General features: G+C 66.7%; 23 protein-coding genes and 1 pseudogene. 4 read left to right on the top strand and 20 right to left on the bottom strand.

Going from position 1 to position 26,537, the window contains the following annotated elements; genetic code table 11:
- Positions 1–59 precede the first annotated feature (59 nt).
- From A5636_RS22385 to A5636_RS22370, 4 genes are all read right to left on the bottom strand, one after another.
- The gene (locus tag A5636_RS22385; protein WP_065160847.1) at positions 60–1,004 is read right to left on the bottom strand and encodes a sulfotransferase domain-containing protein; all 945 of its coding nucleotides are present in this window, start codon (positions 1,002–1,004) and stop codon (positions 60–62) included.
- A gap of 50 nt (positions 1,005–1,054) precedes the next feature.
- The gene (locus tag A5636_RS22380; RefSeq protein ID WP_065160824.1) at positions 1,055–2,248 is read right to left on the bottom strand and encodes a type III polyketide synthase; all 1,194 of its coding nucleotides are present in this window, start codon (positions 2,246–2,248) and stop codon (positions 1,055–1,057) included.
- Positions 2,245–3,717 (bottom strand): cytochrome b5 domain-containing protein, encoded by a 1,473-nt coding sequence (locus tag A5636_RS22375; protein ID WP_155763953.1) that lies wholly within the window; start codon positions 3,715–3,717, stop codon positions 2,245–2,247. The genes A5636_RS22380 and A5636_RS22375 overlap by 4 nt, the downstream gene beginning before the upstream one ends.
- Before the next feature lie 210 nt (positions 3,718–3,927).
- Entirely contained in the window at positions 3,928–4,800 is an 873-nt protein-coding gene (locus A5636_RS22370; protein ID WP_065160823.1) for an LppX_LprAFG lipoprotein, read from the bottom strand.
- A gap of 370 nt (positions 4,801–5,170) precedes the next feature.
- On the opposite strand from A5636_RS22370, the gene A5636_RS22365 reads away from it, so the two are divergent.
- On the top strand, positions 5,171–6,376 hold the full coding sequence (locus A5636_RS22365; protein WP_065160845.1) for a serine hydrolase domain-containing protein: 1,206 nt from the start codon (positions 5,171–5,173) through the stop codon (positions 6,374–6,376).
- A 4-nt stretch (positions 6,377–6,380) separates the two neighbouring features.
- Positions 6,381–7,571 (top strand): FAD-dependent monooxygenase, encoded by a 1,191-nt coding sequence (locus A5636_RS22360; protein ID WP_065160822.1) that lies wholly within the window; start codon positions 6,381–6,383, stop codon positions 7,569–7,571.
- 146 nt (positions 7,572–7,717) lie between these two features.
- Here the strand turns inward: A5636_RS22360 and A5636_RS22355 are convergent.
- From A5636_RS22355 to A5636_RS22335, 5 genes and pseudogenes are all read right to left on the bottom strand, one after another.
- Positions 7,718–10,468, bottom strand: a pseudogene (locus A5636_RS22355) (aminotransferase class I/II-fold pyridoxal phosphate-dependent enzyme); the annotation flags it as partial.
- Positions 10,469–10,662: 194 nt separating this feature from the next.
- Positions 10,663–11,073: an antitermination protein NusB gene (locus tag A5636_RS22350; protein WP_065160821.1), complete on the bottom strand. Its 411-nt coding sequence runs from the start codon at positions 11,071–11,073 to the stop codon at positions 10,663–10,665.
- The gene (gene nusB / locus A5636_RS22345) at positions 11,070–11,573 is read right to left on the bottom strand and encodes a transcription antitermination factor NusB (protein ID WP_065160820.1); all 504 of its coding nucleotides are present in this window, start codon (positions 11,571–11,573) and stop codon (positions 11,070–11,072) included. The genes A5636_RS22350 and nusB overlap by 4 nt, the downstream gene beginning before the upstream one ends.
- 1 nt (position 11,574) lies before the next feature.
- Positions 11,575–12,138 (bottom strand): elongation factor P, encoded by a 564-nt coding sequence (gene efp / locus A5636_RS22340; RefSeq protein ID WP_065160819.1) that lies wholly within the window; start codon positions 12,136–12,138, stop codon positions 11,575–11,577.
- Between the two features lie 15 nt (positions 12,139–12,153).
- Positions 12,154–13,272 (bottom strand): M24 family metallopeptidase, encoded by a 1,119-nt coding sequence (locus A5636_RS22335; protein WP_065160818.1) that lies wholly within the window; start codon positions 13,270–13,272, stop codon positions 12,154–12,156.
- A gap of 33 nt (positions 13,273–13,305) precedes the next feature.
- Here A5636_RS22335 and A5636_RS22330 point away from each other — a divergent pair, with 33 nt between their 5' ends.
- Entirely contained in the window at positions 13,306–14,091 is a 786-nt protein-coding gene (locus A5636_RS22330) for a B-4DMT family transporter (protein ID WP_065160817.1), read from the top strand.
- On the opposite strand, the gene aroQ is transcribed toward A5636_RS22330, so the two are convergent.
- The 10 genes from aroQ to A5636_RS22280 all read right to left on the bottom strand — a co-directional run bounded on the left by aroQ (position 14,081) and on the right by A5636_RS22280 (position 24,029).
- Positions 14,081–14,518: a type II 3-dehydroquinate dehydratase gene (gene aroQ, locus A5636_RS22325; protein ID WP_065160844.1), complete on the bottom strand. Its 438-nt coding sequence runs from the start codon at positions 14,516–14,518 to the stop codon at positions 14,081–14,083. The two genes, A5636_RS22330 and aroQ, sit on opposite strands and share 11 nt — an antisense overlap.
- Entirely contained in the window at positions 14,515–15,603 is a 1,089-nt protein-coding gene (aroB, locus tag A5636_RS22320; RefSeq protein ID WP_065160816.1) for a 3-dehydroquinate synthase, read from the bottom strand. The genes aroQ and aroB overlap by 4 nt, the downstream gene beginning before the upstream one ends.
- On the bottom strand, positions 15,600–16,124 hold the full coding sequence (locus A5636_RS22315; protein WP_065160815.1) for a shikimate kinase: 525 nt from the start codon (positions 16,122–16,124) through the stop codon (positions 15,600–15,602). The genes aroB and A5636_RS22315 overlap by 4 nt, the downstream gene beginning before the upstream one ends.
- A 6-nt stretch (positions 16,125–16,130) precedes the next feature.
- On the bottom strand, positions 16,131–17,339 hold the full coding sequence (aroC, locus tag A5636_RS22310) for a chorismate synthase (RefSeq protein ID WP_065160814.1): 1,209 nt from the start codon (positions 17,337–17,339) through the stop codon (positions 16,131–16,133).
- 33 nt (positions 17,340–17,372) lie between these two features.
- Complete coding sequence (locus A5636_RS22305; protein WP_065160813.1) at positions 17,373–17,795, bottom strand: prepilin peptidase; 423 nt, start codon at positions 17,793–17,795, stop codon at positions 17,373–17,375.
- Between the two features lie 373 nt (positions 17,796–18,168).
- The gene (locus A5636_RS22300) at positions 18,169–18,984 is read right to left on the bottom strand and encodes a shikimate dehydrogenase (protein ID WP_065160812.1); all 816 of its coding nucleotides are present in this window, start codon (positions 18,982–18,984) and stop codon (positions 18,169–18,171) included.
- Entirely contained in the window at positions 18,962–20,197 is a 1,236-nt protein-coding gene (gene mltG, locus A5636_RS22295) for an endolytic transglycosylase MltG (protein WP_065160811.1), read from the bottom strand. The genes A5636_RS22300 and mltG overlap by 23 nt, the downstream gene beginning before the upstream one ends.
- A complete protein-coding gene (ruvX, locus tag A5636_RS22290) occupies positions 20,190–20,696 on the bottom strand; it encodes a Holliday junction resolvase RuvX (protein WP_065160843.1) in 507 nt (168 codons plus the stop codon). Before ruvX ends, mltG begins: the two co-directional genes overlap by 8 nt.
- Before the next feature lie 117 nt (positions 20,697–20,813).
- The gene (gene alaS, locus A5636_RS22285) at positions 20,814–23,510 is read right to left on the bottom strand and encodes an alanine--tRNA ligase (protein WP_065160810.1); all 2,697 of its coding nucleotides are present in this window, start codon (positions 23,508–23,510) and stop codon (positions 20,814–20,816) included.
- Between the two features lie 117 nt (positions 23,511–23,627).
- Complete coding sequence (locus tag A5636_RS22280) at positions 23,628–24,029, bottom strand: secondary thiamine-phosphate synthase enzyme YjbQ (protein WP_065160809.1); 402 nt, start codon at positions 24,027–24,029, stop codon at positions 23,628–23,630.
- 138 nt (positions 24,030–24,167) lie between these two features.
- On the opposite strand from A5636_RS22280, the gene A5636_RS22275 reads away from it, so the two are divergent.
- The gene (locus tag A5636_RS22275) at positions 24,168–24,788 is read left to right on the top strand and encodes an antibiotic biosynthesis monooxygenase (protein WP_065160808.1); all 621 of its coding nucleotides are present in this window, start codon (positions 24,168–24,170) and stop codon (positions 24,786–24,788) included.
- A gap of 91 nt (positions 24,789–24,879) precedes the next feature.
- Here the strand turns inward: A5636_RS22275 and A5636_RS22270 are convergent, their stop codons facing one another.
- Positions 24,880–26,235, bottom strand: coding sequence for a replication-associated recombination protein A (locus A5636_RS22270; RefSeq protein WP_065160842.1), 1,356 nt, complete (start codon positions 26,233–26,235; stop codon positions 24,880–24,882).
- Positions 26,236–26,537 lie beyond the last annotated feature (302 nt).

Raw genomic sequence — 26,537 nt, 5'->3', positions numbered from 1 at the left:
TCGGCCCGCGCGTCGCGGATAAGCTGCCGTAACTTTGCGAATCCGAAACCGTCACGCAATCAACGGTTTCGCGTCAGCTCCGGATCGCACCCCCGGCGACCCTCATGCGCCCAGGCCAGCAAATCCGGTGCGCCCAGCTGGTTGATCCGGTGGTTGTAGCGCCGGTACTCGGCGTAGCTGAAGTACTCCTGCCACTCCCCGTTTCCACCCCGGCGGAAGAACTGAGCGTCGCTGTACCAGATGCCGTCGGTGGTATTGGGCGCGACCTGCACAGCGCGAGAACGCATTTCACCGAGTGTCGCGTACCGGGCGAGATCCCGTGCCCGTTCGTGGCTGAGCTCATACCCGAGGACCGCGGCCAGCCGCACCATCTCGCCCACCAGGTCGGCCTGGTAGTCGGCGTAATGGAACAACGCGACGTTGGGCAGGTGCCTGCGCTCCCAGGCCTTGCCAAACTGGTCGATGACGTTGGCCAGCGTGCCGATGCCCTTGGGCGGAGCGAAGCCGACACCCGGCGGCGGCAGGGCCGGTCCTTCCAGCCAGTGCCGAAACTCCTCGATCGGCGGGTAGCAGTTTCCGGGTTCGGGAGCGGGCGGTCCGAGACGATCTCGGGGCGGTACCGCCGCCTCATGCAGAGCCCGAACCCGGTCGTTATCCATGTTGGTGGTCTGGTGCAGCATCGACACCGCGGCATCGCGCGGATCGCGGCCCACACAGATGTAGGTCACGCGGTCGTCGAGGACCAAACCATCCAGCGGCGTGTGCGTCTTGATGAACCGCCGGTGCCGTTGCGCATCGAGCACCGCGACGACTTCGTCGATCGGCCGGATCGTCTGATCGAGCCACGGCGACACCGTCGACAACGGGCCCGGCAGGTCGGGTCCGTCGAAAACGATCAGCGACACCAAACGTTGCGTCCAGGTCATGCCACACTTCGGTGGCGTGGAGATGACGATGTCATCTTCGCGCAACTGCAACGCATCCCAACGCAGGTTGTCGCTCATCAACTCGCGGTACAGCACCCGGTCGGACTCCACTTCGGCGTTCACCTCGCTCACCCCCGGATGATGTCGAAGAGGATGCCCTCGACGGTGACACCCGGCGCGAACGCGAACGCCACACCCGTCGAGATGGGTTTCGTCGGGTCCGCTTGCCGCACCATCTCTTCCAGCACGAAGATCAGCGATACGCTCAGCATGTTGCCGAACCGGGCCAGCACGTCCCAGCTTCGGCCGGCGCACTCGGCGGGCAGACCCAACGAGCGCACCGACTGATCGATGATCTTGGGTCCGCCGGGATGGATGGCCCAGAGATCGATGTCGGCTTTGGTCAACCCGTTGTCGCGCAGCACTTCCGCGACCACTGGTTCGACGCCGCGATAGATGTAGTCGGGAAGGTTCTCGGACAGCTCGCAGGTGATGCCGTCGTGATTGACACCGAGCACGATGCCGTCCTCGGCGGACTCCAGCAACTCGGTGAAGCTGCTTCGGATCACCACGTTGCCCGGAAGCAGCGGCTGGTGCACTTGACTGGCACCGAACACCATCGCCCCGCACCCGTCGCCGAACAGGCTGTGCGTGACGACATCGTTGATGTCATCGGCGAATACCGCGTTCACCGAGCACAATTCGATGCAGACCACCAACGCCTTCATGCTGGGATGGGCACGAACGTAGTTGGCTGCGGTGCGGGTGGCGTTCATCGCTGCCGCGCAACCCATGAAGTTGACTACGACGCGCGACACCGATCGCGACAAACCCAGCTGCTTGACCAGCGCGACATCGACCCCCGGCGCAATGAATCCGGTACTGCTGACGAACACCAGCAACCCGATCTCGTCCGCTCCGTAGGGCAGCCCGGCCAGCGCCCGCCTGCTCACCTCGACCGCCAGCGGCACCGCGTGCTCGAAGAACAGCTTCATTCGATCGCGGATCGTTCCCGGATGCCGCCGGAACGTGTCGAACGCAGGGTCCAGGGGATCGACCGCCATCCGGCGGGTGCTGATCCGCGTCTTCTGGTAGAGCCGCGGAATCCGTTCGCGCTGTTCGGGATCGATGAACAGGGCAGCAACGTGGCCGGCCGCGTCCGACTGCTCGACCACGCGCGCAGGCGATCCCGTCGCGATGCCTTCGATGACCGCGACCGTGGTCGGCGGGGCGGGCGGCAACTGCGACAGGTCGAGCTGAGTTCCGTACTGCGGCACGTCTTCACCCGGAAACACCGGGCCGCTTTCGGTTGCGGTGCTCATACCGAACCGATCCCGACGAACCCGCCCGCCACATAATTGGCGCTTTCCTTCCACGCTGTGAGCGACAGGTGCTCGCGCAGTAAACCCCAATTACGTTGCTTGGCTTCGCGCGAAGGTGACAGCAGGTAGGTGCGCGAGAGCTTGGGCAACCGATCAGTGAAGAAGCTCTTCGCCGGCAACCACGCGACGCCGGACTTGGCGGCCTCTTCCCGCAGCACGTCCTCGGTGACGATGTTGGCGAATCCGCTGCGCTGGAACGGCAGAACGTGATGGACGCGGTGCGAACTCAGCCCGGCCGACAGGAAGCAGTCGACGTAGCGGTTCCCGAACACCTTCAGGTCATTGGCGTGCTGGACCTGATCGACGCCCCAGTCGTCGCCCGCCACCGGGCATCCTTGCTGCTCGTCCTCGAATTCATGGCTGGCTACCACCATGAACGTGCTCAGCCACAGCGTCGCGGCGAACTGCAGAGCCCAGGCCCAGAAGTCACCCGCCGCCACGAAGACGGTCAACTCGGTCAGCAGCAGCAGACGCACCGCCGACGACCCGAGGAAATGGGGCAAGGCGTTGCGCCAGCTCCCGTAGCCTTCCTGGACGCCAACCTTGCGCGTCATGTTCCACACGTCGGCGAGGCGGACTGCCATGCCGGTGACCGTGTGGCCGAACTTGTGCAAGGTATGAACCGGAACCCGATACAGCCGGGGCAGCCGCATCATCATGGTGAACACGTTCTTCTTGATGTCGACGTCGCTGTGGGTGTACGGGTGATGCAGCAACGTGTGCCCGTCCGCGACGACCAACGACAGCGCTATGTAGTTCAGGTCGAAGGCGTTGGCGAGAAAGCGGTTCCAGCCACGTTGTGCCCGGTGCAATGCGTAGTGGCCGTACCCGACCAGCGAGCTGCGCAACACAACCATCGCAATGACGAAGGCCCACAACGGCATATACCGGGGCTCGATCAGCCGCACACCTTGCACCGCGAAGTAGCCGATGGCCAATAGCACGACGACGATGTTGAAAAGCCGGTCCATGCGCTTGATTCGGGCGGCCAGTGCCGGCTCGGTGAGCCGCGCCTTGACCCGGTGCATCAGGTCGTTGTGATTGTCGAAGCGGTACTGGGGGGTGTCACGCCAGCTGTTGAAGTCATCCTTGAAAAGGAACGGCGGCGCATTGTGCTTGGGGTGAATGTCACGCGGAGTGGCCGCGCGGTCCAGCGAGTACCGCCGGTCCAGAATGCGCTCGACTACCGCCGGATCCCGGTGATAGGACGCGATGATCGCCGTGATATCGCGGTTTTTGGTGCGGCCGATGAAAAAGGCGCCGCCGGGATGTTTGGCGATCCAATCGCTCAAGTCGTAGGCCCGACCGTTGTATACCCAGACATCGGACAGCACCGGCGGCCCACCCGGCGGTGGTCCGGGGCGTGGGCCGGGCCCACGCTCCTGGACTTCGGGGAGGTCGTTGGTCATTCGTGTTCCTCCGGGGTCTGATGGGTGAGATCAACTGCCGGCCAATGGTCCCGCCAGCCGGCCCCAAGAGTGCTTGTATGGCCTTGGAGGATTCTCAGAGGATTCTCGAAGGATTCTGGTCGCCGAGTCCTCGCCCACGTAAGCATGATCGGCTTCGCCGTCAAGCGGGTGGGAACCGGCCCAGAGACGGGCCGGTTCCCACCCGTGTCGTCAGCCGGCCGGGTTCGGGACCGTAACGGGCGCACCCCAATTGGACAGGGTGATGGTGACCTGGCCCTGGTCTTTGTTGAGCACCATCCGCACCAGGTACGGACTCGGCGGTGTGCCGGGCGCATTCGGGGCTTTCACATCCACGATGTAAAGCGTCACCGGCAGCGGGCCTTTCGCGTCCTTGCCGATCTGCGGCACCAGCGGATCGACGATCGCCGGGTCGATGGTGCCGGTCACCTTCAGGGTGGCGACGCCGTCGATGGTTTCGTTGCCGGCCGATTGCGCGCCTTTGACCTTGCCGACGACGGCACCGATGCCTTTGTCCTTGTCCAGGACCACACCTGGGTCGTAGATCTTCTCCGCCGGGCCGACCGAAGTGTATTTACCGGACTCGTCTTTGGTGTACATCGTCTTGTTGGACACCAGGAACTGCTTGGGCACCGCGGGAGTCTTAGGCTGCAGCCTGATCATGGCGTCGCCGACGGCCTGTCCGTTGCCTTCGGGCTGGTTGGTCACGTCGGCATTGACCATCTCCATCGGCAGCGTGGTGATGTTGGTGGTCTGCAAGTTGACGTGCAGTGAGTGCAGCCCGGTGGTCGCCTTGGAGGCGTCCGTCAACAGCTGCTGCGCCTCTGGTGACGGGGTTCCGGATGTCCCGGATGCGGCGCCCGAGGTGGGTGAGGCGGCCGAAGTGGCCGAGGAACTGGGAGCTCCCGAACTGGAGGAGCTACCGGTGGAAGACTTGCCGCCACAACCGGTGACGAGCGTGGCGAGAAGTGCTGCCGCGAACACGATCACGGCAGACGCCTGGGTCGAGGGTCGACGGGAGAAGAGTCGATGCGGGAATTTCGCTTGTGAGATCAAGCCATTCATGGCCAGCCTTTGCTGAGTTATCCGACCGGTGGAGTTGAGCTGGAATTGAGCAGCGGGTCGCTACCCTCGTCGTGCAGCGTGGACCGGATCGAGAACCCGGCCCAGCCCAAGATCGCGGGTCTTGGTGGTTGCACACCCGCACCCTGGTTCACCAGCAACGACACGATGCCCAACGCATGCCGCAGCCCTCACAGCCAGTTCCCCAGTTCACATTTGCCAGAGAGCGCGAATTTAGCATGCGGTTGGTGCATTGCAACCCGGTATGGCCACGCGGATGTCGATGATCTGGACGATGCTCGAAACATTTGCAGAATCTTTGCGCGCCGTCGGTTCCGCTGGGCGTCGACCCGGACCGGCTAACCTGAGCCGAGTGAATCTTGACGGCAATCAGACGACCATCCGCGAAGTATGTGCGGCAGGCCTGCTCGCTGGAGCGGTCACCGTGGTCTGGCACCGCGGCGAACTGCTGCAGATCAACGAGATCGGTTACCGCGATGTCGAGGCGGGCTTGCCGATGCAGCGGGACACCCTGTTTCGCATCGCCTCGATGACCAAACCGGTCACCGTGGCTGCGGCCATGAGCCTGGTCGACGAAGGCAAACTGGCGTTGCACGATCCAATTTCGCGGTGGGTACCCGAACTGGCCGACGTGCAGGTGCTGGATGACCCGCACGGCCCATTGGACCGGACGCATCCTGCGCGGCGGGCCATTCTCGTCGAGGACCTGCTCACTCACACCAGCGGCCTCGCGTACGGCTTCTCGGTGTCGGGTCCGATCTCGCGGGCCTACATGAGGTTGCCGTTCAACCAGGGGTCCGACGTCTGGGTGGCCGAACTGGCCGGCCTGCCGTTGGTGCACCAGCCCGGCGAGAAGGTGACCTACAGCCACTCCATCGATCTGCTGGGCGTGATCTTGTCCCGAATCGAGGACAAGCCGCTCTACGAGGTGTTCGACGAGCGCGTGCTGGGACCCACGGGCATGCCCGACACCGGATTCTTCGTCACACCCGAGGCCCGCGGGCGGGCGGCCACGATGTATCGGCACGACGAGCACGACCAGTTGCGCCACGACGTGATGGGGCCGCCGCACGTCAAGCCTCCGCAGTTCTGCAATGCCGGCGGCGGGTTGTGGTCGACCGCCGACGATTACCTCAGGTTCGCGCGGATGTTGTTGGGCGACGGGATGATTGACGGCGTCCGAGTGTTATCGGCGGAGTCGGTGCGGCTGATGCGCACCGACCGGCTGACCGACGAGCAAAAGCGGCACAACTTCCTCGGCGCGCCGTACTGGGTGGGCCGCGGATTCGGGCTGAACCTGTCGGTGGTGACCGATCCAGCCAAGTCCACGCCGTTGTTCGGACCGGGCGGAGTCGGGACCTTCAGCTGGCCGGGCGCATACGGGACGTGGTGGCAGGCCGACCCCAGCGCGGACCTGATTCTGCTGTACCTGATTCAGTACTGTCCCGATCTGACCGTGAATGCCGCCGAGGCGGTCGCGGGCAATCCGGTCCTGGCCAGGCTGCGGACAGCGCAGCCGAGGTTCGTCCGGCACACCTACCGAGCACTCGGGCTCTGAGGGAATGGCGACACCGACCGTCCTGATCAGCGGCGCGGGGATTGCCGGACCGGCCCTCGGGTTCTGGCTCACCCGGCGCGGCTTCCGCGTCGTGATCGTCGAGGTTGCCGACGGCATCCGTCCCGGTGGTCAGACCGTCGACCTGCGTGGCGCGGGCCGGCAGGTGGTGCAGTGGATGGGACTGCTCGATGACGCCCGTGCTCGCAGCCTTGATCAGCGCGGCGTCGCCTGGGTGAAGGCCAACGGCCGGCGCAGGGCCGAGATGCCGGTCACGGCGTTCCACGGAAACGGCATGGTGAGCGCGCTGGAAATTCTGCGCGGCGACCTGGCCGATGTGCTCTACCGGGCTACCGCCGCCGCTGTGGAATACCGGTTCAACACTCGGATCACCCACCTCGAAGCGGCCGAAAATGCCGTCGTCGCAACGTTGTCCGACGACTCGACAGTCCGCGCGGACCTGGTGGTCGGGGCGGACGGACCGCACTCGGCCGTGCGCCGACTGGCATTCGGCCCGGAGGAGAAGTTCGTCCGGCCGCTGGGTGGCTACAACGCATGGTTCACCGCACCCGACACCGTCGGCCTGGACGGGTGGTACCTGATGTACCAAGCGCCGGGCGGACTGAATGTGTCGATGCGACCGTCACATGACCCGTCGAAAGCCAAGGCGGGGTTGGCGTTTCGTTCCGACCCGATCAGCTATGACCGCGCTGACCTTGACGCCCAGCGCGACCTGCTGGCCGCGCGATTCGCCGGCGCCGGCTGGCATACCGACGCGCTTATCGACGCGGCGCGCCAAGCCGACGACTTCTACTTCGACGCATTCACCCAAGTGCACATGGACAAATGGTCGGCCGGCCGGGTCGCGCTGGTCGGCGACGCCGGTTACTGCGCGTCACCGCTCAGCGGGATGGGCACCAGCCTGGCGTTGGTAGGGGCGTACGTGTTGGCCGGCGAACTCGGCAGCAAACCGCTGCCCGAGGCGCTGGCCAACTACCAGCGGGTGATGCGACCCTACGTCGACCGATGCCAGAAGCTGCCCAACGGGATCGACGGATACCTCCCCAAATCGGCATCCGACATCCGCATAACGGCGTTGGTGATGAAATACATGCAGCGGTGGCCATTTCGGCCGATCGCCGAGCGGAAGTGGTTCACCACCGCCGAGGCCGTAGACCTGCCGCACTACGCGCAGTAGCTCTGCGCCCCTTCGGCTCACCCGCGGCGCGCAGGTCCACCGCGGCGGTTGTCGGCACCAGTCGCCGGAACTCAGTTCACCGGGACGGTGTGCTCGTTGGCCACCATCGGCGCCTCGGGCGCCCTCGACGGTTCGGATCCGTTGCCGGCAACCTTCGCGCGGGTCACCGCCTTGCGTTGGGCCTCCATCCGGCTCAGCGCCTCCTGGGTGAACACCGACAAGCCCAACTCGTGGTTGTACCCGTGAATTTCCTTGACGTCGAGCTGCGCCAGGAAGTAGACGATCTCCTTGGAGACGACCTGCCCCGGCACCAGCACCGGGAAGCCCGGCGGGTAGGGCACCACAAACGTAGTGGAAACCAACGTCTTTCCCTCCGCCAACCGGCGCCCGGCCGTGCCGATCAGAATGTATTCGCGGTCCGATTCCTCGTACCCGGCGTAGAACGCCGACCTGGTGTCGCCGTACACACTGCCCTCGGCGGGGCGGAAGGCGACGTCGAACTCGCTGAAATCGGGCAGGTGCGGCAGGTCCTCGGTGATCTCCTCGACCCGACGCTCATGCAGTGCCCAATCCGCCGCGCTGGCGGTTTCCTTCTCCCGGTCGAAGTCGGTGGCCACCCGGCGCAGCACGTCGAGCAGGTGGTGCACGCTCGACCAGGTCACGCCGATAGTGAAAATCAGCAGCACGCTGTTGATCGACGTCTTGTTGATCTGGATACCGAACCGGTCCATCAGGATCTTCTCGCGGAAGTCGTAACCGTTCATGCCCGTCTTGCCCAGAAACAGCGTCACCCGGGTGGGATCCAACACGAACTGGTCGGACCGCCACGCCTCGTTCCACTCGTCCAGCGCACCTTGGCGCACTTCGCGATACGAGCTGACGTGCGATGCGCGGTATTCCTCCGGCACCAGATCGGACTCGTCGAGGATGCGGAACCACTTGCTGATCAACCGGTCTTTACGCACCCGGTGCCGGAACACCAACGCCATGTCGTAGGTCTGCCGAACCAGTTGAAACCCTTCGATGTCCACCTGTCGGCGCGCCAGATCCAGCGAAGCCAGCAGCTGCTGATTGGGCGAGGTCGAGGTGTGGGTCAGGAAGGCCTCGCCGAAGGCGTCGCGGGCGCGCGCGTTGAAGTCCTGGTCGCGCACGTGGATCATCGATGCCTGGCGGAACGCCGAGAGCGACTTGTGCGTCGAATGGGTCGCATACACCCGGATCCGCGCCTTGGCCGGGTCGGGCAACAGCCGGTGGTCCACCCATTCCCAACGCGGAATCCCTTCCATCGACGCGGCCCAATTCCGGTACTCCTGGGCGTATTCCGGCGAAGCGAGCATCTTCTCGAGGCGCTCGGCCGACACCATGGCGGTGCGCTGCCGCGCCCAGGGCACGGCGGTCGCGAACGCGAACCAGGCCTCGTCCCAAAGGAAACAGATGTCCGGCTTGATCGCCAGCACCTCTTCCATTACCCGCAGAGGGTTGTAGACGACGCCGTCGAAGATGCAGTTGGTCAGCAGCAGCATGCGGACCTTGTCCAACTGGCCGGCCGCCTCGAGTTCCAGCAGCGCCTTCTTGATCGTGCTCAGCGGCACCGCGCCGTAAATGGCGAACTCCGGGAGCGCATAGGACTCCAGATACCGCGGGTAGGCGCCGGCCAGTACCAGGCCGTAGTGATGGGACTTGTGGCAGTTGCGGTCGATCAGGACGATGTCGCCGGGCCGCGTGAGCGACTGCACCACAATCTTGTTGGCGGTGGAGGTTCCGTTGGTGACGAAGTACGTGTGGTTGGCGTTCCACGTCACCGCGGCCTTGTCCATCGCCTTCTTGATGTTGCCGTGCGGATCCAGCAGCGAGTCCAATCCCCCTGAGGTGGTGGATGTTTCGGCCATGAAGATGTTGCGGCCGTAGAACTCACCCATGTCCTGCAACGACTTGGAGTTGAAGATACTGGCGCCCCGCGCCACGGGCAGCGCATGGAACTGGCCGACCGGCGCCGCGGCGTAGGCACGCAGAGCATCGAAAAACGGTGTGGAGAACCGGTTTCGCAGCCCCGCGATGACGGTGCTGTGCAAGTCGGTGACATCGTTGAGCCGATAGAAGGTGCGGTCGTAGACGTCGGGTTCGTCGTCATTGCCGGCGGCGATCGACTCGTCGGTGAGCAGATACAGATCGATGTGTGGCCGCAGCTCACGGATCCACTCGCCGCATTCGACCCAGTCGTGCGTGCGGTCCGACACCGGCAGATCGTCGTTGGCGCCGAGCAGCGTGTTCATCAACGGCACCCGGTCCCGCGACCGCAGCGGCAGATCGTGCCGGATGATCGCGGCCTGAATCTCACCGTTGAGCGCCACCGCGGTGATGGCGTCCTCCACGCTTGGCGCGACCAGGATTTCGAACTGGATGTCCTCGGCGGCGTTGCGTAGTTGGCGCAGCGCGTCGACCAGGCAGTCCGGCGCCGTGCACGGCGAATCGTCGGCGAGCAGCACGGTGTAGAACTGCTGCTGTTTGGCCTGGGCCACCAACTCCTGGTCGGCCAACGGCGCCGATAGATCGAATAACGCTGTGCGGTCGCCGTATTCGGACAACAGGCGAACGGCTTGGGACACCTCTTCGCAGAGGCGCACGGTGGACAGACTGTCCAGGTGGGAGCGGAACGTCGCCAAATTGTCCGCGCCCGGATACAGCCAGTACCGCTCGTAGGCGGCGATGCGGTCCATCAACCGCCGCACCTTTGCCAGATCGTGGGCCTTGTCGAGGCCGGCCAGGTCGACCTCGGCGAGGTGTCGGCAGGCGTCGTCGAGCAGGTTCCAGGTGTCGATTCGCGTGTATGACGGGTTCGCCACCGCCGCCAACGCCGAAACGCGAAGTCGTCGCGGGCGGGCCGTGTCTCTACTCATGTCGTCACCCTTCGGCATCGGTGCAGTTCGTCAGCATCGCGGAAAGACGGACATGCCGTCGCGGCGGATGCGAGTCCGGGCGCGGCGTTGAGTGACTTCACGTTCGACAGCTTTCCGTTGGCAACCAACGGCCATTGTGTCGTGCCCGCGGGCAAAGCGCGATGATTTCGGGCGAGGGAGTTCGACCCGGCGGGTCAGTCGTCGTCCGACTCCTCGTCGGGCTCGATGATCTGCTTGTCGCCGCGATTGCCCAGCGAGTTCTCGACCCACTTCAGCATCGGCAGTTGCGGCAGCTCCCAGCGCCGTCCGGGTAAGTCGGTGACGTCACCGAGTGATCGGACCACGCCCTGGGTGAGGCCCATGATGGCGGCCATGACGGGCAGCAGCGGCTGCAACGGCTTGGCCGCGGTACGCACAGTACTGATCCGGCGAGCCAGGATGAGGCGTTCGATCGTGTGATACACCAGCGCGCCCACACCGAGGGCCAGGATCGCCAGCACCGAAGCCATGATGGTCCACCCGAATGCGGCGCTGATGACGGCGCCGACCACCACCGACACGGCCGCCAACACCGCTATGACGACACGTAGCTCCAGCCGGGTCATGAACCCGCTCCACGCACCGCCTGTGTCGCAGCGCGGATCTGCGGGGTCACCAGCATCACCTGACCCAGCACACCGTTGACGAAGCCGGGCGAGTCGTCGGTGGACAGCTCTTTGGCCAGCTCCACCGCCTCGTCGACAGCGACCGGCTCGGGCACGTCGTCGGCATAGAGCAACTCCCACACCGCCACGCGCAGGATCGCGCGATCCACCGCAGGCAGCCGGTCCAGCGTCCACGCCTGCAGGTGGGAGGTGATCAGCTCGTCGACGTGGGCGGCGTGCTCGGTGACGCCGCGGGCGACGCCGGCCGTGTAGGGATGCAGCGGCGCCACATCCGGGTTGGATTCGGCGAGCGCGGTACGCACCTCGACCAAGTCGACCGGACTCATCCCGCGGGCTTCTGCCTCGAACAGCAGGTCCACGGCGCGCTTGCGCGCATTGTGCCGGCCCTTCAGCGGTTGCGACCGCCGGCCCTGTTTTGACGGTTTGGGCTCGTCAGGCATGTCAGGTGTTGACCCGCCCCAGGTAGCTGCCGTCGCGGGTGTCCACCTTGAGCTTGTCGCCGGTGTTGATGAACAGCGGCACCTGAATCTCTGCACCCGTCTCCACCGTGGCGGGCTTGGTGCCCGCGCTGGACCGATCGCCCTGCAGGCCCGGCTCGGTGTGGGAGACGACCAGTTCGACCGATACCGGCAGTTCGAGGTACAGCGGCGCGCCGTTGTGGAAGGCCACCTGCACGGGCAGGCCTTCCAGCAGGAACCGGGCGGCGTCGCCGACCAACTCTTCCGGCAGCGGGTGTTGCTCGTAGTCCTCGCTGTCCATGAACACGAAGTCCGAGCCGTCGCGGTACAGATAGGTGGTGTCGCGCCGGTCGACGGTGGCGGTGTCGACCTTGACCCCGGCGTTGTAGGTCTTGTCGACGACCTTGCCCGACAAAACGTTCTTGAGCTTGGTCCGCACGAACGCCGGCCCCTTGCCGGGTTTGACGTGTTGGAACTCGGTGATAGTCCACAGCTGGCCGTCGATGACCAGGACAAGTCCGTTCTTGAAGTCAGCAGTGGTCGCCACGTTCTTCTACATCTCCTACAGGATGGCCAGTTCCTTCGGGAACCGGGTCAACAATTCCGGGGCCTGCCCGGTGGTTTGCGAGGTAGCCGGCGCCCTGCTTGGCACCACCAGGGTGTCCTCGATGCGGACACCGCCGCGGCCGGGTAGATAGACGCCGGGCTCCACGGTGACCACGGAGCCCGCCAGTAGTGTACCGGCGGAGGTCGCGCCGATGCCGGGCGCTTCGTGTATCTGCAGCCCGACGCCATGTCCCAGCCCGTGGCCGAAGTACTCCCCGTAGCCCGCCTCGGCGATCATCTGCCGCGCCGCGCCGTCGACGTCGCGCAGTTCTGCACCGGGGTGTAACGCTTCCCGTCCCGCACGTTGCGCCGCGGCCACCAACTCGTAGATCTCCAGCTGCCAGTCTGCGGCGTTGCCCAGCACAAACGTCCGGGTCATGTCGGAGTGGTAGCCGGCGACCAGCGCGCCGAAGTCGATCTTGACGAAATCGCCCGACGCCAGCACCGCGTCGGTGGGCCGGTGGTGCGGGATCGCCGAATTCGGACCGGCCGCCACGATCGTTTCGAACGAGATCGCGTCCGCGCCGTGATCGAGCATCAGATTCTCCAGCTCGCGGCTCACCTCGCGCTCAGTCCGGCCCGGTCGCAGTCCGCCGCGCTCGACCAGGTCGGCCAGGGCGGCGTCGGCCGCCTCGCAGGCCAGCCGCAGCAGCGCCAGCTCCCCGGCATCTTTGATCTCCCGCAGCGTCTCCACCGTGCCCGACGCCCGCACCAGTTCGGTGTTGGTCCCCTCCAGCGTTGCGGACAACGCGTCCATACCGTCGACCGTGACCACGTGGCTCTCGTAGCCCAGCTTGGCCACGCCGTCCTGGCCGGCCCGGCCCGCCAGATACCGTCCGACGGCCCGCTCGATGGCGACTTCAAGATCGGGCGCTTGCTGGGCGGCCTGGGTGCGATAGCGGCCGTCGGTGGCCAGCACAGCTTCGCGATCGTCAGCAAACACCAGCAACGCGCCGTTGGACCCGCTGAATCCAGATAGATACCGCACATTTATCAGGTCCGTGACCAGCATCGCGTCTAGTCCGGCGGCACCAATCTCGACTTTCAGCCTGTGTCGACGCTGGGAATGTGTCACGACCCTTGACGGTACTCGCTACGCTGTCTGCCCATGAACAAGTGGATGCTGCGTGGATTGGTCTTTGCCGCCGCGATGGTCGTTCTTCGCCTGTTTCAAGGGGCGCTGATCAACGCGTGGCAGACGCAGTCCGCCCTGATCAGCATTGTGCTCTTGCTTCTCTTCGTGACCGGTGCGCTGGTGTGGGGGCTGCGCGACGGGCGCGCCGACGCCAGAGCCCACGAAGACCCGGATCGTCGAGACGACCTCGCGATGGTGTGGCTGCTGGGCGGTCTGGTCGCCGGGCTGCTGAGCGGCCTCATCGCTTGGATCATCGCGATCTTCTACAAAGGCATCTACACGGGTGGGATATTCAACGAGCTAACTACCTTCGCGGCGTTCACCGCGCTGCTGGTGTTCCTGTTCGGGATCGTCGGCGTGGCCCTCGGCAGGTGGCTTATCGACCGCAAAGCCGACAAGGAACCGGAGCGACACCACGGGCGGGCCAAGGATGACCGAGAGGACACCGACGTGTTCTCCGCCGTTCGCGACGACGACAACCCCACCGGTGAGATCCCCCGCCAGTCAGACGGCGGCCAGACCCAGGAGCGGACGTCGTCGGTGGCCACCGCCGAACGGGAGCGTGACGAACCCACTGAGGTGATTCGCACCGGGGACCGCGGCACCGAGGATAAGACCGAGGTGATCCGCACACGCGACCAAGAGCACAGCGGCGACACCAAGACCGACGCGATCCGCACCGGCGACAGCGGTAGCGACGCCAAGACCGAAGTGCTCAACCTGGACGAGACCAGGCCGCACAAGAAATCTAACGAGTAGCGGCCAGGTAGCGCAGCGCCAGCAGATAGCCCTGGATCCCCAGGCCAACGATGATCCCGGTGGCGATCGGACTCAGGTAGGAATGGCGTCGGAACTCCTCGCGCGCATGCACATTGGAGATGTGCACCTCGATCAGCGGCGCACTCAGTTCGGCGCACGCGTCGCGCAGCGCCACTGATGTGTGGGTCAGACCGCCGGCATTCAGTATCACCGGTTCCCCGGCGTCGGCGGCCCGGTGAATCCAGTCCAGCAACTCGGCTTCGCTGTCACTCTGCCGCACAACGGCTTTGAGACCCAGATCGGCGGCTTCGCGCTCGATCAGGGCGGCCAGCTCGTCGTGAGTAGTGCTGCCGTAGACGGCGGGTTCGCGCTGGCCCAGCCGGCCCAGATTCGGGCCGTTGATCACGTTCACGGTCGAATTGCTCATGGCGCGCACACTCCCGCGTAGGCCGTCACCAGCAGACCCGGGTCGGGTCCGACCAGCCGGCCCGGCTTGGCCAGCCCGTCCAGCACCACGAACCGCAGCACCCCGGCGCGGGTCTTCTTGTCGCCGGCCATGTATTCCACCAATTGCGGCAGCGCGTCGGCGTCGTAGCTCACCGGCAAGCCCAGCGACGTCAGGACGGCGCGGTGGCGCTGCGCGGTGGCGTCATCGAGGCGGCCGGTCAGTCGGGCGAGTTCCGCGGCGAACACCAGGCCCACCGACACGGCGGCGCCATGACGCCACTGGTAGCGTTCCCGGCGCTCGATCGCGTGCGCCAAAGTGTGCCCGTAGTTCAGGATTTCGCGCAGCTCGGATTCCTTCTCGTCGGCAGCGACCACCTTCGCCTTGACGGCGATCGCGCGCCGGACCAGTTCGGGCAGCACCTCACCTGCGGGGTCCAGCGCCGCCTGCGGATCGGCTTCGATGAGGTCCAGGATCACCGGGTCCGCAATGAACCCGGCCTTCACCACCTCTGCCATTCCCGCGACGATTTCGTTGCGCGGCAACGTCTTCAGCGTCGAGAGGTCGACCAGTACGGCCAACGGCTGATGAAAGGCGCCGACCAGGTTCTTGCCGGCGTCGGTGTTGATGCCGGTCTTGCCGCCGACCGCCGCGTCGACCATGCCGAGCAACGTGGTGGGCACGTGCACGATCGGGACGCCGCGCAGCCAGGTGGCGGCGGCGAAACCGGCGACATCGGTGGCGGCCCCGCCGCCGAGGCTGATCAACGCGTCCTTGCGGCCGATCCCGATGCGCCCCAACACTTCCCAGATGAAACCCACAACGGGCAGATCCTTACCGGCTTCGGCGTCGGGGATTTCGATGCGGTGCGCCTCGACTCCCTTGTCCGCCAAAGTGGTTCGGACCTCCTCGGCGATCTGCGCCAGCACCGGCTGATGCAGGATGGCCACCTTATGCCGGTCGGCGAGCAACTTCTCGAGCTCGCCGAGCAATCCACTGCCGATGATCACGGGGTACGGCGGGTCGACGGCCACCTCGACGGTGACCGGCGTGGTGTTGTCTGTCATTTCGCAGCCTCTACCTGAGTGTTCAGCCGCGACACGATGTAGCGGACCACCGCGCCGGGGTTGCGACGGTTGGTGTCGACCCGGATGGTGGCGACGCGGCGGTACAGCGGAACGCGGTTGGACATCAGCTCCCGGAACTTCTCGGCGCGGTCCGGCCCGGCCAGCAGCGGCCGCACGGTATTGCCGCCGGTGCGCCGTATGCCTTCGGCGGCGCTGATCTCGAGGTAGACCACGGTGTGGCCGGCCAGCGCCGCGCACACGCCGGGGCTGGTCACCGCGCCACCGCCGAGGGACAGCACCCCGTCGTGCTCGGCCAGGGCTGAGCGGATCACCTCTTCCTCGATGCGGCGGAACTCCCGCTCGCCGTCAGTGGCGAAGATGTCGGCGATGGTGCGTCCGGTCTGCTGCTCGATGGCCGCGTCGGTGTCCAACATGCTCACCCCGAGGGCCTTGGCCAGCCGGCGTCCGATGGTCGACTTGCCGGAGCCCGGCAAGCCCACAAGTACCGCTTTGGGAGACATCTGCGGCTAGCTTCCGGTGGCCCGGGTGGCCGGCGCCTCCCGGTCGGCGACCGTGCGCTGGTATGCCTCGATGTTGCGGCGGGTTTCGGCCAGCGAGTCGCCGCCGAACTTCTCCAGCACCGCGCGGGCCAGCACCAGCGCCACCATGGTCTCCACCACGACGCCCGCTGCCGGCACGGCGCACACATCGGAACGTTGATGGATGGCGACGGCCTCGTCGCCGGTGGCCATGTCGACGGTGGCCAGTGCCCGCGGCACGGTGGAGATGGGCTTCATCGCAGCCCGCACCCGCAGCGGCTGGCCGTTGGTCATTCCGCCTTCCAGCCCGCCGGCGCGGTTGGTCGAGCGGACGACGCCGTCGGGCCCGGGGTACATCTCGTCATGGGCGCGGCTGCCGCGTCGGCGGGCGGTCTCGAAGCCGTCGCCGATCTCCACACCCTTGATCGCCTGGATACCCATCACCGCGGCGGCCAGTTGACTGTCGAGCCGGTTGTCGCCGCTGGTGAAGGAGCCCAGGCCGACCGGCAGGCCCAATGCCACCACTTCGACGATGCCGCCGAGGGTGTCGCCGTCCTTCTTGGCGGCCTCGATCTCGGTGATCATCGACTCTGCTGCCTTCTCGCCGAATGCGCGGACCGGGCTGGCATCGATGGCCGGCAGATCCTCGGCGCGCGGCGGTGGACCGTCGTAGGGCGCCGAAGCGCCGATCGAGATGACGTGCGACAACACCTCGACGCCGAGCGCTTGCCGCAGGAACGCCCGCGCGATGGTCCCGGCGGCGACGCGGGCCGCGGTCTCGCGGGCGCTGGCCCGCTCCAGCACAGGCCGGGCGTCGTCGAAGCCGTACTTGAGCATGCCCGCATAGTCGGCGTGCCCGGGTCGCGGCCGGGTCAACGGTTCGTTGCGCGCGATGTTCTCCAACTCGGCGGGGTCGACGGGGTCGGCGGCCATGACCGTCTCCCACTTCGGCCATTCGGTGTTGCCGATCTCCACCGCGATGGGTCCGCCCAACGTGTTGCCGTGCCGCACACCGCTCAGGATCGTCACCGCGTCGCGCTCGAATTTCATCCGCGCGCCGCGCCCGTAGCCCAGCCGGCGGCGAGCCAGTTGGTCGGCGATTTCGGTCGACGTGACATGCACGCCGGCGACCATGCCTTCGACCATGGCCACCAGCGCTCGGCCATGGGACTCCCCCGCAGTGATCCAGCGCAACACCGGAACATCTTCCCATGTACGTCTGATCGCCAGTTAATCCAGCAGCGTCAGGCCAGCCGCTGCCGCTGTGGCAATGGACATCGACGGCCCATGCGGAACCGCGTGGGCACGGCACGACACCGCGATCACCGCCGCCGTCAGCAGCGGAGCGCCGATCGCCGCCAGAAACCAGACGTCGACGCCGAAGTAGCCGGCCAGACCGCCCAGGCCGATCGCCAACTTCACGTCGCCGGCACCCATGGCCGTCGGGGCGGCCAGATGCACCACCAGATACGTCGCGGTCAGCGCTGCAGCACCAGCCACCGCCGGGAGGCCGCGACCCATCCAGGCGGCGCCGACCAGGATCACCGTGGCACCGGGCAGGGTGAGCAGGTTGGGTAGCCGTCGTTGCCGGATGTCGTAGCAGCTCAGCACCAGCATCCAGGTCAGCGCCAGGCCGGCCAGCGCAATCCGCATGCGGCGCAGGTTAATCGACTGCTGTGGTTGCGCAAGTCAGCTGCGGGGGTTATCCGGGGGTTTCGCGGGGGCTACGGAGGCCTTCGGAGGCCTTCGGAGGCGTCCAGAGGCGTCCAGAGGCACGAGGGTGCGTGAAATGCCATTCGCCGCGGCGTGTCCCCGTACATCTGTGCACCCTCGGCGGACATCTGCGCACCCCCGCCGGACATCTGCGCACCCTCGCCGGACAGAGGCACGAGGGTGCGTGAAATGCCATTCGCCGCGGCGTGTCCCCGTACATCTGCGCACCCTCGCCGGACATCTGCGCACCCTCGCCGTACACCTGCGCACCCTCGCCGGACAACTTGCGCACCCTCGTCAGCGCGTCGAGCCGCTAATCCAAGGCGCGAATCATCGCCTCGCGCGGCGCCGGCAGCCCGGTGAACTGCTCCACCTGCGCGAACGCCTGATGCAAGAGCATCTGCAGTCCGCTGATCACCCGACCCCCGGCGTGGGCCACCGCATCAGCCAGCGGTGTCGGCCACGGGTGGTAGATGGCGTCCAGCAGCACCGGGATGGGGGCGAAGGTGTCGGCGTAGCCGGCCGCGACGTCGGCGGGGATGGTGCTGACCAGGACCGCGGCGGCGGCCACCTCCTCGGCCAGCCCGGCGTCGTCCAGGCCGCGGTACCGGGTCGCTACACCCACCCTGGCTCCCAGTTCCACCAACCGCGCTGCCTTGTCCGGGTTGCGCGCGACCACGGTGATACCGGCGACGCCCAGGGTGGCGAGTCCGACCACAGCCGCCGGCGCGGTCCCACCCGACCCGCAGACCAGCGCATGACCTCGCTGCGGCCCCAGCGCCCCCGCGACACCGTCGATGTCGGTGTTGTCGGCCCGCCAGCCGTTCGGTGTGCGCACCAGCGTGTTGGCGGACCCCACCTGGTCGGCCCGTGCGGTTCGCTCGTCGGCGAATCGCAGAGCGGCGAACTTGCCCGGCATCGTGACCGACAGACCGACCCACTCCGGGCCCAAGCCGCCGACGACGCCCGGCAACTGCTCGGCGTCGCACTCGATGCGCTCGTAGGTCCAGTCGGTCAGCCCGAGCGCACGGTAGGCGGCCAGATGCAGTAGCGGGGAACGAGAATGCGCGATCGGCGAGCCGAGGACGGCTGCCTTTCTCGCGGTGCTAGCGGGACGAATCGAGGACACCGTTGTGTTTGGCCAGCTCGATGTTCGCCAAATGCTGTTGATAGTCCCGGGTGAACAGCGTCGTCCCCTGACCGTCGATGGTGACGAAGTACAGCCAATCCCCCGGCGCGGGGTGCTCGGCCGCCCGCAACGCGTCGACCCCCGGAGAACATATGGCGGTCGCCGGCAACCCCTCGGCCATGTAGGTGTTCCAGGGCGTGCGCTGTTCGCGATCGGCGTCGGTGGTGGCCACTTCGCGGCGGTCCAGCGGGTAGTTGACGGTCGAATCGAACTCGAGCTTGCGGTGCTCGTGCAGCCGGTTGTAGATGACTTGGGCCACCTTCGTGAAATCGCCGACGTTGGCTTCCTGCTGCACCAGCGACGCCACCACCAGGATGTCGTATGGCGACAGGCCCAGTGCCCTGGCGGTGTCCACCAACCCCGAAGTGAGGTAAGAGCTGGTCGCGGCGCTGACCAGGTTCGTCAGGATCGTCTCCGCCGACGAAGCCGGGTCGATGTTGAATGTGCCGGGCGCGACCAGGCCTTCCAGCCGACGATGGTCACTGCCGAGTTCCCGCACCGGTTCGAGCGCCCAATCCGGTACCTGCAGCGCTTCTGGCGTGCTCTTGCTGGCCGCGGCGCGCAGGTCGGCGACGGAGACGCAACGCTGGTTGCCGTCCAGGTCCACACAGGTGGCGCGGGAGATCAGGGTCAAGATCCCGGGCGTGGTCTTGTTGGTCTTCATGTCGGTGGTGTCGTCGAGCTGACGCCCTTCGGGAATGACGAGCCTGCCTACCCTGCTGTTCGGGTCGATCAGCCGCGCGACGGCCTTTGCGGCCGGGATCTCGGTGCGCATCCGATAGAACCCGGGCTGAATCGCGGTGATCGCCGCGTTTCCGTGGGCGGCGTCGACGAATGCCCGCACGGTGCGCACCACACCACGCTGCAGCAGTGTCTGCCCGACCGCGGTGGTCGAGTCGCCGGCCTGGATCTGGATCACGACGTCACGCTTGCCGTCACCGCTGAAGTCGTCCTCGTTGCTCGACATGACGTGCCACAGCTTCGCGCCGACGACAACCGCGGCCACCACGACGAGGACCAGCAAGCCGACCGCGAAACCGCCGGAGGCCCACCGTCGGCCGTTAGTGCGCTCGGCCCGTTTGCGATCCGTCCGCTTTTTGCGGTGCCGGCTGGGGCCGACGGCCACGGGTTTGGCCTTTTCACGCTCAGACATTGGCAGCTTCCGCGCCCGGTCCGCCGATCAGAGCGCGACGCTGATCAAGCCAGCCCTGCAGGATCCCTACCGCAGCGGCCTGGTCTATCACCGACCGTTGCTGCCGGGATCGCACACCCGCCGCGCGCAGCGACCGCTGCGCGACGACGGTGGTCAACCGCTCGTCGGCGAGCCGGACCGGGACGGGAGCGATGCGTTCGGCGAGTTCGCCGGCTAACTCGATCGCGTCCTCGGCCGATTGGCCGATACGGTCAGCCAGCGTGCGGGGCAGCCCGACGATCACCTCCACCGCCTCCACCTCGGCGGCCAATGCGGCCAGTCGGCGCACGTGCTTCCCGGACCGGTCGCGGCGCACCGTCTCCAACGGGGTGGCCAATATGCCGTCCGGGTCGCTGGCCGCCACACCGATGCGCACGGTGCCCACGTCGATACCGAGGCGGCGGCCCCGGCCGGGGTCGGAATCGTCCGGTCGGTCAGGCTGACCCTGCGGCGATCGCAAGGGCGGCGAAGCCGGTCGCAGCGGGTCGCCGCCCTGTGAGTCCTGCGGCGATCGCAAGGGCGGCGAAGCCGGTCGCAGCGGGTCGCCGCCCTGTGAGTCCTGCCGTGATCCGACCACTCAGCTGACCCGCGCTATCTCTGCCCGGACTGCATCAAGCGCGGCATCGATACCCGTCGGGTTCTTGCCCGAGCCCTGGGCCAGATCGGCCTTGCCCCCGCCGCGGCCATCGACGGCCGTCGCGAGCTCCTTGATGAGTTCGTTAGCGCGGATCCCGAGGTCCTGGGCTGCGGGATTGGTCGCCACCGCGTAGGGAACGGTCTGGCTCTCCCCTTCGGCGATCAGCGCCACCACCGCGGGATCGCTGCCGAGCTTGCCGCGGATGTCGCCGACCAGCGAGCGCAGGTCCGCCGCCGTCATCCCGCTGGACATGCGCTGAACCACCACCCGGACGTTACCGATGCGCTCGGCGCCGGCGGCAGCGTTGGTGGCGGCCGCGCGGGCATTGGCCAACCTGGCCCGCTCGAGTTCCTTCTCGGCCGCCTTGAGTCGTTCCACCAGGCTCGCCACCCGGGCAGGCACCTCCTCGGAGGGCACCTTCAGCGACGACGCCAACCCGGCCATCAGCGCGCGTTCTTTGGCCAGGTGACGGAAGGACTCCAGCCCGACGTAGGCCTCCACTCGTCGCACTCCCGAACCGATCGACGATTCGCCCAGGATGGTCACCGGGCCGATCTGTGCGGAATTGTGCACGTGGGTGCCGCCGCACAGCTCCAAAGAGAACGGTCCGCCGATCTCCACCACCCGCACCTGGTCGGGATAAGCCTCGCCGAACAACGCCATCGCGCCCATGGCTTTGGCCTTGTCGAGTTTTTCGAGGAACGTGTGCACTTCGAAGTCGGCTTGCACCGCCTCGTTGGTGACCTCCTCGATCTGGGTGCGCTGGTCCTCGCTCAACGGCCCCTGCCAGTTGAAGTCGAAGCGCAGATAGCCCGGACGGTTCAGCGAGCCGGCCTGAACTGCGTTGGGCCCCAACACTTGCCGCAGCGCGGCATGCACCATGTGGGTGCCGGAGTGCCCCTGAGTGGCGCCCTTGCGCCAGCCCGGGTCAACCGCGGCTACGACCGTATCGCCTTCGACGAATTCGCCGGACTCGACGTTGACCCGGTGCGCGTGCAGGGTTTTGGCGATTTTCTGCACGTCGGTGACCGCGGCACGCGCGCTGGCTCCCGAACCGGTGCCGTTGATGCTGCCCGCGTCGGCGATCTGCCCGCCGGATTCGGCATACAGCGGCGTGCGGTCCAGGATCAACTCCACCCGGTCGGCGTTCACCGCATCGGAGTGCGCCACCACCGGCACCCGCTTGCCGTCCACGAAGATGCCCAGAATCTTTGCTTCCGAAGTCAATTCGTCAAAGCCGGTGAACTCGGTCGGACCGGCGTCGACCAGCTCGCGGTAGGCGGACAGGTCGGCGTGCGCGTGCTTGCGTGCGGCGGCGTCAGCCTTGGCGCGGCGGCGCTGCTCGGCCATCAGTTCGCGGAATCCGGCCTCGTCGACGCTGAGCCCGGATTCGGCCGCCATCTCCAAGGTGAGCTCGATCGGGAAGCCGTAGGTGTCGTGCAGGGTGAACGCGTCCGAGCCGGAGACCACGGTGGCGCCCGAGGACTTGGTGGTGCCGGCCACGTCGTCGAACAGCTTGGAACCCGAGGCCAGGGTGCGGTTGAACGCGGTCTCCTCGGCGACCGCGATGCGGTTGATGCGATCGAAATCGGTGACCAGTTCGGGGTAGGACGGACCCATGGCGTCGCGGACGGTGGCCATCAGGTCGCCGACGATCGGGCTGTCGATACCGAGCAGCTTCGCTGAGCGGATCACCCGGCGCAGCAACCGGCGCAACACGTAGCCGCGACCGTCATTGCCGGGGCTGACGCCGTCGCCGATCAGGATTGCGGCGGTGCGACTGTGGTCGGCGATGATGCGGTAGCGCACGTCGTCAGCATGGTTGCCGACGTCGTAGCCACGGGGTGCGCGCGACGCCACCAGATCGATGACCGGGCGCAGCAGGTCGGTCTCGTAGACGTTGTGCACGTTCTGCAAAACCAGCGCGATGCGCTCCACACCCATCCCGGTGTCGATGTTCTTGCGGGGCAGCGGTCCGAGGATCTCGTAGTCCTCTTTCGACGTGCCCTCGCCGCGCTCGTTCTGCATGAAGACGAGGTTCCACACCTCGAGGTAGCGGTCCTCGTTGGCGACGGGTCCGCCGTCGACGCCGAATTCGGGGCCGCGGTCGTAATAGATCTCCGACGACGGCCCGCACGGCCCGGGGATGCCCATCGACCAGTAGTTGTCGGCCATGCCGCGGCGCTGAATCCGCTCGGCAGGCAACCCGGCGATCTCGCGCCACAGCTGCGCAGCTTCGTCGTCGTCCAGGTACACCGTGGCCCAGAGCTTTTCCGGATCCAGGCCGTATCCGCCGTCGTCCACCGAATTGGTCAGCAGCGCCCACGCGAGCTCAATTGCCCGGCGCTTGAAGTAGTCGCCGAACGAGAAATTGCCGGCCATCTGGAAGAAGGTGTTGTGCCGGGTGGTGATGCCCACCTCGTCGATGTCCGGGGTGCGGATGCACTTTTGGATGCTGGTGGCCGTCGCGTACGGCGGGGTGCGCTGCCCCAGGAAGAACGGCACGAACTGCACCATGCCGGCGTTGACGAACAACAGGTTGGGATCGTCGAGAATCACCGAGGCGCTGGGCACCTCGGTGTGGCCTGCCTTCACGAAATGATCAAGGAACCGCTTCCTGATCTCGTGTGTCTGCACTGTCCTTCTTCCTTAGTTCCGGTCCCGATATCCCCGCACCTACGCGCGCGAGCGCTACCAGCCTATTCGCCGCAGCGTGGCTGCCGAAGTCGTATTCTGGCCCGCTTAGCCTCGCACTTAGCCCTGCACGAAGCTCAACCGGACCGATCGCTGCGGGTTGTCGCGGTTCAGGTCGACCAGCACGACGCTCTGCCAGGTGCCCAGCTGCGGCTCACCCGCGGTGACTGGGATCGTCACCGACGGCGAGACGATTCCCGGCAGGACGTGGTCGGCGCCGTGACCCGGCGAGCCATGAGCGTGCCGGTAGCGATCGTCGCGGGGCAATAGCCGCTCCAAGGTGTCCACCAGGTCGTCATCGGAACCGGCGCCGGTCTCGATGATGGCCACCCCGGCGGTCGCGTGCGGAACAAACACGTTGCACAGGCCGTCGCCGAGGGCGGAGCAGAAATTGCGCAGTGAGTCGGTGAGATCCACGATGCGGCGGCGCGAGGTATCGACATCAAGTACGTCGGTCTGCATTCAATCCAGCCTACGACCAGATGGCCCTTGGCGATGTGACCATTGCCACACTCGACCACCCGGAGGAAGGTGAAAGGTGGGACCGCGCGGCGCCCTTACCCATCCCGCGGCGCCGCTCCGACACAGGAGGCGTCGGCCGTGTACGCACGCTCAACCACAATCCAGGCACAGTCCTCATCGATCAACATGGGTATCGCCCACGTTCGCGACGTGGTGATGCCCACCCTCCGGGAAATGGAGGGTTGCGTGGGAATCTCGCTGCTGGTCGACCGCGAGTCCGGTCGCTGCATCGCCACCAGTTCCTGGGCTTCCGAGGCAGCGATGCAGGCCAGCGCCGAACGGCTGTGGCCGGTGCGATACCGCGCGGTCGAGGTCTTCGGTGGCAGCGCGGTAGTCGATCAGTGGCGGATCGCGTTGCTGCATCGCGACCACCACTCCGGACCGGGCGCCTGCGTGCGGGCCACCTGGCTGCGCGCGCGTCCCGAGCAGTTCGAGCGTGCCATCGACTTCTACCGGTGGGCCGTGTTGCCGGCGGTCGAGGAATTCGACGGCTTCTGCAGCGCCAGTCTGCTGGTCGATCCCACGTCCGCCCGGGCGGTGGCCTCGGTGACCTACGACAGCCTCGAAGCGATGGAGCGCTGCACTGACTCCGCCCGCTCGCTACGCACGGCGATGCTGCGCGACCTGGGCATCGACCAGGACGACGTGGGCGAATTCGAGCTGGCACTGGCTCACCTGCGGGTGCCGGAGCTGGTCTGAGGCCGCTCTGGCTGCCGGCCGTGCGGCCAGCTTCACGTTCGGCGCCGACCGCGCGGCCAGCTTCACGTTCGGCGCAGTGCTCCCAGATGCTTCACGACCGCGCCCGCTTCCCACGGATAATCGCGCGCAGCCGGTCCAGGCGGCCGGAGATCTCCCGTTCGGCACCGCGGCCGGTGGGCCGGTAATAGTCCACCCCCACCAGCTCATCCGGCGGATACTGTTGGGCAACAACGCCGTCCGGGTCGTCGTGGGAGTACCGGTAGCCCTGGGCATTGCCGAGCGCCGCGGCACCGGAATAGTGCCCGTCCCGCAGATGGGGCGGCACCAGGCCGGCTTTGCCCGCCTTGATGTCGCCCATCGCCGCGCCCAACGCCGTCGTCACCGCATTGGACTTGGGCGCCGTGGCCAGGTGCACGGTGGCGTGCGCCAGGGTCAGCTGCGCTTCCGGCATGCCGATCAGCGCCACCGTCTGCGCCGCGGCCACCGCCACCAGCAGTGCGTTCGAATCGGCCATGCCGATGTCTTCGGAGGCCAGGATCATCAGGCGGCGCGCGACGAAGCGCGGGTCTTCACCGGCCACCAGCATCCGGGCCAGGTAGTGCAGTGCCGCGTCCACGTCGGAACCGCGCACCGACTTGATGAATGCGCTGACGACGTCGTAGTGCTGGTCGCCGTCCCGGTCGTAGCGGACCGCGGCCCGATCCAGGGACTGCTCAATGGTTTCGACAACCACGTGATCCGAAGCTTCGGCAGCCACCTCGAGGGCGGTCAGCGCCCGCCGCGCATCGCCGGCCGCCAGTTGCACCAACAACTCGACCGCATCCGGGGACACGGTGACCCGGCCGCCCAGTCCGCGCGGGTCGTCGATCGCCCGCTGGACCACGGTGCGGATGTCGTCTGGGGTCAGCGGTCGCAACTGCAGGATCAGGGAGCGCGACAACAGCGGGGCCACCACTGAGAAAGAGGGATTTTCCGTCGTAGCCGCCACCAGCAGCACCACCCGGTTCTCCACCGCGGCCAACAGCGCATCCTGCTGGGTTTTGGAGAACCGGTGCACCTCGTCGATGAACAACACCGTTTGCTCGCCGGACAGGAGAGCGGTGCGCGCTTTGTCTATCACGGCCCGAACATCTTTGACACCGGCAGACAACGCCGACAAGGCCTCGAAGCGACGACCGGTGGCCTGCGAGATCAACGCCGCCAGCGTCGTCTTACCACTTCCGGGCGGCCCGTAGAGGATGGCCGACGCCACGCCCGAACCCTCGACCAGGCGGCGCAACGGCGACCCGGCCCTCAGCAGGTGCTCCTGCCCGACAACCTCGTCCAGCGACGCCGGACGCATGCGGACCGCCAGCGGCGCCTCGGCACCCGAAACGCTCAAGCTGTGGTCGGTCGATTTCGGAGCGCCAGGCAGGTCGAACAGACCGTCGGACACGCCTTCAGGCATACCACGCGCGCCAGCCGCACCGGCCACGTGAACGCGGTCGCACATTATTGCCCTGCCACTAGCCCGCCAATGCGCGCGTGTTGGGCACATCTTTGCTAAGTTCCCGTTTGCTACGCCCCGATCGGGAGCGAACTACGAGGCAACTAGGACAGCAATGAGCCAGCCGCCAGAATATCCAGGCAATCCGGCCGACCCTCAGGGCGGCTATCCCGGCTACCAGCCGCCTCCGGGGCGGCACAACGCTCCTCCGCCGCCACCCGGCTACGGCGCACCCCCACCCCCGCCACCCAACTACGGTGCAC

This window comes from Mycobacterium asiaticum, assembly GCF_001673315.1.
GTDB lineage: Bacteria > Actinomycetota > Actinomycetes > Mycobacteriales > Mycobacteriaceae > Mycobacterium > Mycobacterium asiaticum_B.
The sequence above is the reverse complement of the archived record's forward strand: the minus strand, read 5'-3'. Positions and strand labels throughout refer to the sequence as shown.